This is a genomic window from Streptoalloteichus hindustanus (assembly GCF_900129375.1).
GTDB lineage: Bacteria > Actinomycetota > Actinomycetes > Mycobacteriales > Pseudonocardiaceae > Streptoalloteichus > Streptoalloteichus hindustanus.
Genome location: NZ_FQVN01000004.1, coordinates 490,839 through 502,875 on the forward strand (window position 1 = coordinate 490,839; position 12,037 = coordinate 502,875).

6 protein-coding genes and 1 pseudogene are annotated in these 12,037 nt (G+C 72.6%); 4 read left to right on the plus strand and 3 right to left on the minus strand.

Annotation, left to right across the window (positions count from 1 at the left end):
* Window positions 1-162: 162 nt before the first annotated feature.
* Both BUE43_RS15110 and BUE43_RS15115 read left to right on the plus strand, forming a co-directional pair.
* A complete protein-coding gene (locus BUE43_RS15110; RefSeq protein WP_143174174.1) occupies window positions 163-5,871 on the plus strand; it encodes a WD40 repeat domain-containing protein in 5,709 nt (1,902 codons plus the stop codon).
* 372 nt (window positions 5,872-6,243) lie between these two features.
* Window positions 6,244-7,413 carry a hypothetical protein gene (locus BUE43_RS15115; RefSeq protein WP_200797521.1) on the plus strand — a complete coding sequence of 390 codons (1,170 nt, stop codon included), beginning with the start codon at window positions 6,244-6,246 and terminating at the stop codon, window positions 7,411-7,413.
* A 131-nt stretch (window positions 7,414-7,544) separates the two neighbouring features.
* Here the strand turns inward: BUE43_RS15115 and BUE43_RS15120 are convergent, their stop codons facing one another.
* Together BUE43_RS15120 and BUE43_RS33495 are read right to left on the minus strand one after the other, a co-directional pair.
* Window positions 7,545-7,955 carry a RidA family protein gene (locus BUE43_RS15120; RefSeq protein WP_073483509.1) on the minus strand — a complete coding sequence of 137 codons (411 nt, stop codon included), beginning with the start codon at window positions 7,953-7,955 and terminating at the stop codon, window positions 7,545-7,547.
* 173 nt (window positions 7,956-8,128) lie between these two features.
* On the minus strand, window positions 8,129-8,362 hold the full coding sequence (locus BUE43_RS33495) for a hypothetical protein (RefSeq protein WP_073483511.1): 234 nt from the start codon (window positions 8,360-8,362) through the stop codon (window positions 8,129-8,131).
* On the opposite strand from BUE43_RS33495, the pseudogene BUE43_RS32755 reads away from it, so the two are divergent.
* A pseudogene (locus BUE43_RS32755) lies at window positions 8,294-8,649 on the plus strand (TetR family transcriptional regulator); the annotation flags it as partial. The gene BUE43_RS33495 and the pseudogene BUE43_RS32755 sit on opposite strands and share 69 nt — an antisense overlap.
* A 1,146-nt stretch (window positions 8,650-9,795) precedes the next feature.
* Here the strand turns inward: BUE43_RS32755 and BUE43_RS15135 are convergent.
* Window positions 9,796-10,368 (minus strand): TetR/AcrR family transcriptional regulator, encoded by a 573-nt coding sequence (locus BUE43_RS15135; RefSeq protein WP_073483513.1) that lies wholly within the window; start codon window positions 10,366-10,368, stop codon window positions 9,796-9,798.
* An 84-nt stretch (window positions 10,369-10,452) separates the two neighbouring features.
* On the opposite strand from BUE43_RS15135, the gene BUE43_RS15140 reads away from it, so the two are divergent.
* Complete coding sequence (locus BUE43_RS15140; protein WP_073483515.1) at window positions 10,453-11,985, plus strand: MFS transporter; 1,533 nt, start codon at window positions 10,453-10,455, stop codon at window positions 11,983-11,985.
* Window positions 11,986-12,037: the final 52 nt, after the last annotated feature.

A 12,037-nucleotide genomic window follows, 5' to 3' on the forward strand; every position in this document is an offset into this window, starting at 1 on the left:
GGCAACGGTGGAGGACACCGCTGCCCGGCTCAACCACAAGTGCGTCCCATTGGTCGTTGTTGGCGCTGTTCGGCCCCTGATCGACTGATGCGCTGGATCGTCGCGTGCCGACCTGGGGGTCCTGTGTTCACGCTCGAGCAAACCGTCAACTGGGAAGACCGGGTGTTCGTGCCTTCGGCGGCCCTGATGAGCGTCGGCGCGGACGGCCGGGTCTACCTGGTCGATTCCCAGTCGAACGGGCAGAACAGGGTCAACTACCTCCTCCGCATGGCGCCCGACGGGAGCGCCCGGCGCGGTCTGGGGTACCTGGCCGGGGCGGACACGCTGACGTCGGCCACCGCGAACAAGGCCGGCTACGTGGCCACGTCCGACGCGCACTTCGCCGGGGCGGTCCGGGTGTTGGGCCCGGACCTCGACCCCGAGCCGCTCGGGCGGTGGGTGGGCTGCTACAACGCCGTGAACTACGATGCGCCGCGACGGGTGGAGGCGGGAGCGGTCAGCGGCCGGTTCTACGCGTTGGCCCAGGACGGGCTGTCGGCGCCGGGGGAGCCCGGCAAGCTGGCCGACCCGACACCGCACATCGTCGCCGTCGGCAGCCCGCCGGAGCCGATCACCGCCCTGGCCAGGTACCCGTTGTCGTTCCCGCCGGCCGATCCGCGGATCCTGGTGGACTTCCGGGTGCGCGAGACCGGCGCCGCACCGGACTTCGCCCCGGTCTTCTACGTGCTGTACCAGCTCAGGCAGGAGCGGACCCGGTACCTGGCGAAGATCGACCAGACCGGGACCGTCCTGTGGAAGCGCACCGACCCGGTCATCCAACAGCTCTCGCCGGCAAGGACCGAGGGAGGGTGCGGGTTCGACGTCGACGCCGCCGGCCACGTGTACGTCGTCGAGCCGCAGCACGCCGTCCGGGACAGCTACCTGGTGCACCGCTACCACCCCGACAACGCGACCCTCGAACCCACCCGGCTGACCCTCACCGGCGATTTCCCCCCGCCGGTCGGAGCGCCCTACCGGGAGCTCCGGGTGCGGCAGAACCAGGTGCTCCTGCAGCGCCGGCAGGACCGCGAGCTGTACTCGGTGTTCGACCTCCCCGATCCCTCCACTTCGGACAGGAACGTGGTGTTCCGGCGGAGTGTCTCCGCCCAGCACGACCACGTGCGGGCGCGGTTCCTGGATGAGCCCACCGAAACCGCGTGGACGGCGGGGAGCACCGTGCGGATCGCGCTGACCGTCGACCGCGTTCTCGACGGTCAGCGCGAGCGCCTCCCTGTGGCGGGCTGGCGAGCGTGGCTGCGCTCCGTCGGCGGCCAGGACCACCGCAGGATCGACCTCGTGCCCGACAGCGGCGACCCCACCCTGTTCCGGCTCACGGTCCCGGCCGACATCAGCGGACTGCGGCAACTCACGCTGGCGCCGACCACAGGCCCGTACCGGATCGGGGCCGCTCCCCATCACCGGCTGCGGCGCATCGTGGAAGTGCGCCCGGCCGGCGCCACGGGCTCGGTGAGCCTGGCCACCATCACCGGCGCGGTGATCGGCCCCAACAACGAGCACGCCAGCGGTTACCGGGGGACGCTGAACCGCGCCCGGTACGCGGCCGGCGAGCCCATCACCTTCAGCGTGTCGGTGCGGCCGACCCCCTCGACCGCGCGGGACCTCGTGGTGCGGCTGGCCGACGCGACCGGGACGACCGCGGCACGGGCCACCGTGCGCGTCCCGACGGACAAGCCGCCCCAGGTGACGGTCACGGTGCCGGCCGCGGTGACCCGGCGACTGCGCCCCGGGGACTACCTGCTCACCGCGGACGCGCCGGGGATGACCGTCGCCACCCAGCCGATCGCGATCGGAACGGGGCACCCGATCAGCGGCTACCGCCGGGTCTGGTTCGGCGACCACACGGAGCTGTGGCCGACCGCGGACGAGCCGGTGAACTCGCCGTTCAGCGGCACCCACTGGGATGACGCCGACATCGCCGCCGCGTACCTGGAGCGGGTGCGCCGCCAGGGCTGGACGATCGTCGTCGACCGGCTGGCCCGCCAGAGCGCCTCCTTCGCGCTCGGACACCCCGACTGGGACGCGGGCCTGCCGGTGATCGGCCCCACCAAGTCGCGCCTGGACGCCGACCCGACAGCCGTCGACTCGATCAAGCTCCGGCGGCTGTCCACGCTGCTGGAGGCCGTCAGCGGTTTCGGCATGCTCGGCATCCGACAACGCGCGACCCTGTTGGACAACGACGCCACGCTGCCCTGGCTCAACCAGATCGACACCTCGGCCGAGACCAACAACGACAGCACCAGGCCCATCGACCGGTACTTCAACCTGTTCCGGACGAACGCCGTGTTCTCGGCCTACCGCGCGTTCGAGGGCTGGCAGTGGGCCGGCAACTGGTGGGCCAACGAGGGCTCCCCGGACGACCTCCCGTACGGACCGATGAAGCCGCACACCGGCCCGTACGTCGTCGAGTTGGAAGCGACGAGGAAGGACGGCAAGTGGCGTCCGTTGCTGGCCGCGATGCAGGAGTACGGCCTCAGCCACGGACCGGAGGCACAACGGCACCTGCGGCGCGCCCTGGCCATCGGCGCCGCGGCCGGCATGGGCCGCGGCGATCTGGTCACGTCGTTCACCGGCCCGTTCCGCCACATCCTGTGCTATCCGCCCGAGACCTTCACCGACGTCGACGAGGTCGACCTGCAGGCGCAGTGGGAGCAGTTCCCGCTGATGCTGCACACGGCCTTCGGTGTCGACTTCTACCCGCGGCCGGGCAAGCCGAGCACCCTGCACCAGGAGAACCTGAACGACAGCGGCACCGGTGACCAGATCCTCGGCCAGGCGTTCGCCGCGCTGCTGCGCGGCGCGAAGACCAGCGGGCACGCCGACACGGTGCCCCGGTTCCGGCAACGCACCCTGCTGCCGGATCCCCGGTCCCTCGTCGCGGGGACGCCCTCGGTGTTCCGGGTGCTGGCCGACCTGCTGCACGAGTACGGCGAGTGGATCGGCACGTTCGACAACGCCGACCGGGTCGCGATCCTGGTGTCCCGCCGCCAGTTCGGCGTCGACCGCTACCGCGGTGACATGACAGTCCACTTCAGACTGCTCCACGAGGCCTACCTCGCGTTGCTCTACGCGCAGATCCCGGCGAGCCTGGTGTTCGTCGAGGACCTCGCGGTTCCCGGCGTGCGCCCCCTCTCCGACTACGCCGCGGTGTTGCTCGTGGACGAGCGGGTGGAACCCGAGCCGGCGGTGCTGGCGGCGCTGAGAACGGCCAGGCGGGTGTTCCACACCGACACCTGCGCGGACATCGTGACCGCGGCGGCGGGGAGCACGTCGCTGGGCCACCGGTTCGACCAGTCCGAGTACGAGAAGTTCCCCGCGGTCGGCCACGACTGCAGTTTCCAGAGCTCCAACCCGAACGTGTCCGTGGAGGACCCGAACACGAAGGTGGGGCCGAAGAGCTGGCACCAGATCTCGCTCAGCAACGCCGCGGCCATGCGGGCAGCCCTGGGCCCCGTCGTCGGCGGCGATCGGGCGACCGCGGACGATCCGCAGGTGCTGGTGAGCGAGCGCCGCAAGGGCGCGGCACGCATCGTGGTGGCGGTGAACAACTCCCTGTTCGCTGTGGACAACGTGTTCTTCCGGCGGGCAGGGAACTTCGCGGCGGTCACCGCGCCGCTGACCACGACGCTGACGCTGCCCGCCGCCCCGGTGGTGTACGACGTGCTGGCGGGCAGGCGGGTCACGCCGACCCCGCAGGGCCGGCTGCCGGTCGACTTCCGGCACTGGCCGGTGGCGATCTACGCGCTGCTGCCCGCTCCGGTCACCGGCGTCACCGTGACAGCGTCCGCCAGCCAACCCGGTGAGGTCGGGTGGTGGATCCGGGTGTCCGGCGGATCGGGCGCCGACCCGGACCTGCCGTTGCCGGTGCGGGTCCGGATCCGTGACGCCGCCGGCGCCCTGCTGTGGCAGCAGTACACGACCGCGCCGGCCTCCGGGCGCTACCAGGTGCCGGTCAACGCGCACGGCTCGATCCGGGTCGAGGCGCTCGAACTGCTCACCGGACAGTCCGCGACCACCGATTCCGGCGTCCGCGCCGACGACGGCCCGCTGGACCTGCTCACCGGCGCGGGCGGTGGAGTCGGGCAACGCCCGGCCGCCGAACCCACGGCCTCCGCACCAGCCTCCGCGCCGGTCGCCGACTGGCGTCCCGCCGTGGAACGGCTCGGCGCGCACGTGCGGGACATCGTGCTGACCGACGACGGCGGCGCGGTGCTCGCGGCCGCGAACTGGGACACCAACCTGTTCGCCCTCGACCTGGCCACCGGCGCCCAGCGCTGGCAGACCAGGATCGGCCACCAGTTCACCCACGGCCTGCGACGATTCTTCGGCGGCGTCGCGGTGCAGGGCATGGTCCTGGACGCTCCCCACGGCTACGGGCTGCACCTGGTGAACACCGCCAACGGCGCCGTCGAACGCCGCTTCGACCTGCACGGCACCCAGCCCAGCTGGTTCTACCGGTTCAGCGCCGCCATGCCGGACGGACAGCCCCCGGCGTTCGCCACCTCGCCCAGCGGCGCGTGGGTGGCCACCGCGGGCAACCTCGGCCTGGCCCTCTGGCGACGGGACGGCACACTGCTGGGACGCCGGGACTGGTGGGAGCAGGCGCCGCTGTCGGACCGGCCCGGCGCTGCCAGCGACGCGCTGCTGGCCGCGTTGGACGAGAACACCCTGCTGGTCATCACGCGCGGGATCGCGACGGCGTACCAGGTGAACACCCTGACCCCGAAGTGGCGTCAGGACCTGGACGCGCTGGTCACAGCCGTCGGCGGCCAGGCCACGGCCGCGACCCTCAGCCCGGACGGCGCCACCGTGGCGGTCAGCTCCACAGCCGACTCCGGTCGCGTGTTCCTGCTGGCCAGCACCGACGGCGCCGTCAAGGCGAAGCTGCCGATCAGAGCCGACGAGGTGGCATGGGGCCCCGACGGCACGTCCCTGGTCACGCTGCACGACACTCGACTGGACCAACACCGGCTCAGCGGGGCGACGTGGGCGCCGCACGCCTCCTATCCGGGCGCCGACGTGCTGCACCACCTCGCGGTGGCCGCCGACGGCCGGATCGCCTGCGGCGACGAACAGGGCAACCTGGTCGTGCTGACCGCCGACCTCGAACCAGCCCTCGTCACCGACGTCACCGGCATCCCGGTACCACGCTGGCTCCCCGGAGGCGACCTCCTGGTGGCGACCTGGCTCGGGCAGGCCACCCGACTGCACGGCGCCACCTACCAACCCCTGTGGTCCACAACCCTGCGGTCGACCGCGCAGAACATGCGAAGCACCCTGCTCGCGCCCGAAAAAGCCCCAACAGCGAGGATCACCGTCACCGGCAACGGAGTGCCACCCACCGGACAAGCCAATCTGCTCACCCCGGACACAGCCGGACTCAGCTTCGTCGGGTTCGACAGCAAACGACCGGTCGCCCTGCCAGCCGAGAAACAGTTCGCCCCGCACCCGGAGCCACCGGATCGGCCCCACCTGTCGGATCCCCTGGTCGAGTTCCTCTCGGAGGCGTTTCCCCTCGGCTATCTCCACGTCCTCCTGCGGGAACCCAAGGCGACGGTCACCTTCGGCAGCCTCACCCTGTGGGACGACCCCGCGCACCCGGAGTCCTGGCTCCGCGACCTCCGGCTGGACATCCGCGCCACACCCGGCGACGTCTGGAAACCAGTCGCCAGGCTCGTCTCCCACGCCGCCGCCCGCACCTACCCGCTCCCCGGGGGACGACAGGTCACCGCGGCCGAGATCCGACTGGTCGTACCGCCCGGCCTGCCCGGCAACCTCCGCCTCGCCGGCATCGCCCTGCACGCCCCGCCCTGACCGACGGCCCGGGATCCGCCCGGAGGAGGCCGGCGGACAGAGCTCCCGGCTTGCGCATGCCCAGGCCAGGAACCCCGGCTTGCTTGTGTCACGTGACGAATGACGAGAAGGCCTGGGGGAAGGGCCTGTCAGGCGGTGCTCAGGCGACCGGCCCACTTTTGTCTCGTTGCCGTTCCCTAGTTTCGTTTCGTCACTTGAAACTAAACGAAACGGAATTGGGGGATAGGGCGGAGCGGCGGGCGTCAGTTCTGACCCGCGATAAGGTTCACTTATCACGGGTTAGCCGGGAATCTCACGCAGGGTGGTAGATCCCTGCCGAGGGTATTGCGTTGCGTTGGAAACGTTTGCAACGAAACGTGTTACGGTGGCCGGGTGGATGATCTTGAGAATGGTGGCGTGGCCGACGCGGGGGAGCTGTCGGGGAGCGCCGGGACGGCCTGCAAGTTCCCTGGCTGCTCCCGACCGGTGGCCCGAAGCACGAAGCCGGGCCGCCCGCCGGAGTACTGCGACCACCCCGACCACACCCGGTGGCGCGCCTGGAAGGAGCGACAGCGACTCCAACAGGAGATCCAGTCACCCCAGGGCGATTCTGTCACGGTGACGAAACTGGACGGGCCGGTGACAAGCGCGCGGACCAGGGCGGACGACCTCCTCGGCCAGTTCCGGTCGCTGGCGGCCCAGCTCGGCGACACGCTCGCCGCCGCCGTCGGCGAGCTGTCCACGTTGGCCGACCCCAGCGTCGCCGAGGCCCAGGTCCAGGCGGTTCAGGCGGACGCGGCCCGGCGGGTGGCCGAGGCGGAGGCCCGCGCGGTCGCCGCCGAGCACCAGAGCAGGGACGCCGAGGCCGCCCGGCGCGCGGCGGAGGAGGCCGCGACCGACGCGGTGGCTGCCGCCGAGACGGCCGAGCGGGAGGCGACGGCGGCCACCGAGGCGCGCGACGCCGCCCTCGCCGAAGCCGAACAGGTGATGCGACAGGCTCGGGAGGAGGCCGAAGCCGCCCGGAACGAGGCCGAGGTCGCGGTCCTCGCCGCCCAACGACAGGCCGACACGCGGGTGCGGCAGGCCGAGGACGACGCGGTCGCCCAGGTCGAACAGACCCGCCGCCAGGCGGCCAGGGACGTCGAGGCCGCGCGGACCGAGCGCGACGAGGCGCTGCGGCGCGCGGAGCGAGCCGAGTTGGCGGCGCAGCAGGCCGAGCGGCTCAGGGTCGACGCCCGGGGCGAGCTCGACCAGGCCCGGGAGGAGCTGCGGCAGCTCCGGACGGAGTTCGCGGAGTTCCGCCGGGTCAGCTCGACGGAGACGACGCGACTGCGGGAGGACCTGGCGCGACAGCGGGAGGGCGCGGCGGAGGCGCTCGCGGAGGCCAAGCAGGTGGCCGCCGAGCGGATCGCCGCGCTGGACGAGGCCAGGGCCCAGACCCTGGCGCGGGCGGAGCGCGCCGAACGGGAGTGGGACCGCCTCCTGGCGGACCTGGAACGCCTTCGCGCGACGCGACCCGACAACGGCGAGGTTCGCGGCGCGGCGCCGGGCGAGACGCGCTGACGCTGAGGACGAGCTCGGCGACCAGGTTCGGCTGGGGTCGTCGAGCGCCGAGCCACCCGTGGTGGTCGCGCCACCGGAGAAGCTGGCGGCACGACCACCACGGGATTTCCTGATCGCGCGTCCATCGTGCGTCAGGAGTCGAGCACGGCGGCCACAGCCTCGATCTCCACCAGCTGGTCGTCGTAGCCGAGCACGGTCACGCCCATCAACGTGCTCGGCACGTCGTGATCGCCGAAGGCGTCCCGCACCACCTCCCACGCCGTCACCAGGTCCTCCTGCCGGGTGGACGCGACCAGCACCCGGGTGCTGATGACGTCCCGCAGGGTCGCGCCGGCATCGTCGAGGGCGATGCGCATGTTCTCGACGGCCTTGGCCGCCTGCCCGGCGTAGTCCCCGACCGCCGCCGTGGTCCCGTCCTCGTTCAGCGGGCAGGCCCCGGCCAGGAAGATCAGCCGGGCGTCGGCCGGCGCCGTGGCGGCGTAGGCGTACTCGGCGACGGTGGACAGGCGGGTGGAACGGATCAGCGTGACGGCACGCGTCATGGGTGCTCCCTTCGGGTCCGACCTGGAACAGGTCACCCTTTCAGGTGCGAGGTCTCCCGTTCACGTCGTTTTCGGGTGCCGCGAAGGATCTCGGCGGACGCACGAACAACAACTCCCGTCGACCTGGTCAGGCGAGCGTGATGACACCCACGCGGACATGGCGGAACCGGGTCTCACCGCCGCACCTGCCGCTTCCAGTCCGCGGGCGCCCCCTCACGCGACCAGGTCGCGACCCGCGAGTTGATCGGCACGAGGAGCAGGGCCGACATCACCACGCTCAGCACGAGCAGCACCACGCCAGTGCGACCCAGGAACGCGAGCGGGCCGCCCGCCACCGGCTGATCGTCGCCACGGCCCGCGAACTCGCCGAGCAGATCGAGTACAGCCAGCCCGTGCTCTCCAGCCACTTCCGCGGCAAGAGCGCCATCGTGGGCGTGGTCGCGCTGGAGGGTTCGCCGAGCTGACGGACGCATCGCGCGCCGCGGCCGCGCGAGGGCCCACCGGCCGGGAGTTCGCCGCGCGCAGTCCCGCCTTGTACGACGCGATGTTCAGCCTCGACAACGGTTTCCCCTGCGCCGAGGAGACCGCCGAGACGTTCTGGGCCGCGTTGCACGGACTGGTCACCCTCACCCGCGCCCGGCGCCTCTCCGCCGAGCGGGTCGCCGATCGCCTCGCGCTCCTGGTGGACCGCTTCGTGCCCCGCGAGGACCTCCTGGGCGATCCGCACCCCCGCCGACCAGGTGAACGCGCTCACCCGATCCCGCAGAGATCCGTCCCGGTTCCGTTGTCCGACGCCGTCACGTCGCGCGCTGGTGGAGAATCCCCCGACGACGGCTGGACGTTGGCTCACGCGGAGTGGGAAGGGGAGGCCGTGACGCCTCGATCTCGACGGGCCACGGAGGAGACGTCGCCGGAGGCGCCGGCCACGGCGAGCTCCGGCGGCAGGGCCAGAACCGACTTCGACGAGATCTACGACCAACCCGACCCGCGCGCCTTCTTCCGGACCTTGGGAGCCTGGGAGTACCAGACTCCCCACCACGCCCAGGCGATCTTCCGGCGGATGGTGGCGGCGCGCGAGCAGGCCGCTCACGCCGCTGAGCCCGTCACCGTCGTGGATCTCTGCTGCTCCTACGGCATCAACGCGGCCCTGCTCAACCACGACCTGACCATGGCCGACCTGTACGAGCACTACGGGTCCGCGGAGGTGGCCGCGCTCTCCACCGCTGAGCTGGTCGAACGGGACCGCGCCTTCTACGCCACCCGTCGGCGCCCCGACGCGGTCCGCGTCGTGGGGCTGGACGCGGCCCGGAACGCCGTCGGCTACGCCCGCGCCGTCGGTCTGCTGGAGCAGGGGTTCGCCGAGAACCTGGAGACCGCGCCGCCGAGCGAGGCGTTGCTGCGCGCGGTGCGGGACGCGTGCCTGATCACGGTCACCGGCGGGATCAGTTTCCTGTCGCCCCGCACCTTCCAACCGCTGCTCGCCGCCGTCCGCGGGCCCGTGTGGGTCGCCGCGTTCGTCCTGCGCAGCGGCTCCTACCAGTCCCTCGCCGAGGCCCTGGCGTCCTTCGGCCTGGTCACCGAGGTCGACAGGAACCGCACTTTTCCGCAGCGGCGTTTCACGGACGACCAGGAGCGGCAGTACGCCGTGGAGGCGGTCACGGCCGTCGGCGAGGACCCCGAGGGCAGGGAGTCCGACGGGTACTTCCACGCCGCGCTGCACCTGTCCCGCCCCGCGCCGGACGTGACCGCGTTTCCCCTGGCCTCGCTGCTGGACCACGCCTGATCACAGGACGCCCGCTGGCCAGGGCGGGGGCGTGGGGCGGGACAGCCGGCCGGCGCGTCAGCCCTGGGGTGGCTGGACGGTGTCGGCGACGGCGCGCAGGCCGGCCATGATCTGGTCGGCGCCGGGCGCGCGGTCCGGGTCGATCATCCACTGCACGAGCAGGCCGCACAGCAGGGTCATGTGGAGCGCGCCGAGGGCCTCGCGGGTGGCGGCGGAGTCCTGGTCGCTGGTGGGCAGCATGTTCGAGAGCTCGGTGCGGGCCTCGACCTGGCCGGCGGCGAGCTGGGCTCGGAGCTCCGGCGCGTGCGTGGCCTGGGTGAACGCCTCGACGTTGGTGACCCACGTCGCCCGGTTGTCGGTGAACGAGCTGGTCAGCGAGGCGAGGAAGTCGTGGAGGCGCTGGGCGGGGTCGCCGACCGGGCCCACCCGCCGCAGGATCTCGTCGACGGCTTCGGCCGCTGTCTCCATCAACGCCTGGTTGAGCAGCGCGTCCTTGGTGCCGAAGTGGTAGTTGATGGCCGCCAGGTTGGTGCCCGTCACCGCGACGATGTCGCGCACCGTGGTGCGCGCGTAGCCCCGTTCGGCCAGGCAGCGCTTCGCGCCGTCGAGCAGCTGTTCCCGGATACCCACGTGATCACCGTAGCACGCGGGCTGACGTGTGTTTCAAACCACTGTTTCTAACAGCTGTTTGAAACGGCTGTTAGCGTCGACTTCATGATCGCGAACACCGGCGGCGCCACGGCACGACGCCGCGCGTGGGCCGGCCTGGCCGTGCTCGTGCTCCCCGTCCTGGTGATCTCCCTGGACGTGACGGTGCTGTACCTCGCCCTGCCGGCGGTGAGCGCGGCCCTGCGCCCCAGTGCCACCGAGCTGCTGTGGATCGTCGACGTCTACCCGTTCCTGCTCGCCGGCCTGCTGATCACGATGGGCGCGGTCGGCGACCGGATCGGGCGACGCCGGCTGCTGCTGGTCGGGGCGGCCGGGTTCGGGGCCGCCTCGCTGCTGGCCGCGTGCTCGACCACGCCCGGGATGCTGATCGCGGCCAGGGCCCTGCTGGGGATCGCGGGCGCGACCCTGATGCCGTCCGCGTTGGCCCTGGTCCGCCACCTGTTCCCCGACGCCCGGCAGCGGGCCAGCGCGATCGCGGTCGTCACGGCGGGGTTCGCCGTGGGCGCGGCGCTGGGCCCGCTGGTGGGCGGGGCGCTGCTGGCGCGCTTCTGGTGGGGCTCGGTGTTCCTGGTGAACGTGCCGCTGATGGCCCTGTTCCTGGTGTTGGGGCGGCTGCTGCCGGGTGACCGGGGCGAGGGGGCCCGCCGGATCGACCTGCTCAGCGCGGGGTTGTCCCTGGCCGCGGTGCTCCTGGCGATCTCCGCGATCAAGGCCCTGGCCACCGGTGGCGGCGAGGCGTGGCACCCGTTCCTGACGCTGACGGCCGGTGCGGCGTTCGGCGTGTCGTTCGCACTCAGGCAACGACGACTCGCCGAGCCGATGATCGATCCCGCGGTGGTCGCGGCGCCGGCATCGCGGGTCTCGGTCGGCACGAACGTGCTCGCCTCCTTCGGCATGGTCGGCTCCGCGTTGTTCGCCGGCCAGTACCTGCAGTTGGTGGCGGGGGAGAGCCCGTTGGCAGCCGGGCTGTGGCTGCTGCCGGGCGCGGTCGCGGCCGTGTCCGGGGCGGCGTTGGCCTCGGTCCTGGCGCGGCGGTCGCGCCCGGCGGTGGCGATCGGGTCGGGACTCGCGCTGGCCGCGGCGGGGTTCGGGGCGCTGGCGCTGGTGTCCGTCGACGCCGCGGTGTGGCCGGTCGTGCTCGGCACCGCGCTGCTGGGCGTGGGGCTGACGATGACGCTGTCGGTCACCGCGGGACTGATCATCGCCAGCGCGCCGCCCCGGCACGCCGGAGCGGCCGGCGGCGTGGTCGAGACCAGCGAGAAGCTCGGGTCCGCCTCGGGGGCGGCGGTCCTGGGCGCCCTGCACGCCGTGCTGTACCGGGCGGGCGTCGACGCCGCCGCGCCCCCGGAGGCCCCCGCCGACGCCGTGGCCGCCGCGCGGGAAACCCTCGGCTCCGCGCTCGCGGTGGCCGCGCGGCTGTCCGGGGGAGCCGGCCCCGCGCTGCGGGAGGCCGCCACCACGGCGTTCGTCTCCGGCATGCGCGTGGTGATGCTCGCCTGCCTGGTCGCCTTCGCCGCCACCGCGGTCGTGGCCACCGTGCTGCTCCGGCGCGTCCCCGGCGACTCCCCGCGCCCCTGAACCTCGCCCAGCCCCCAGTCGGGGTTCACCGACGGCAGCGTCCGTCACAGAT

Coding starts and splice junctions, on each gene's coding strand:
- BUE43_RS15120 (WP_073483509.1), bottom strand. CDS start 7,955: ATGACGCGTGCCGTCACGCTGATCCGTTCCACCCGCCTGTCCACCGTC.
- BUE43_RS15140 (WP_073483515.1), top strand. CDS start 10,453: ATGATCGCGAACACCGGCGGCGCCACGGCACGACGCCGCGCGTGGGCC.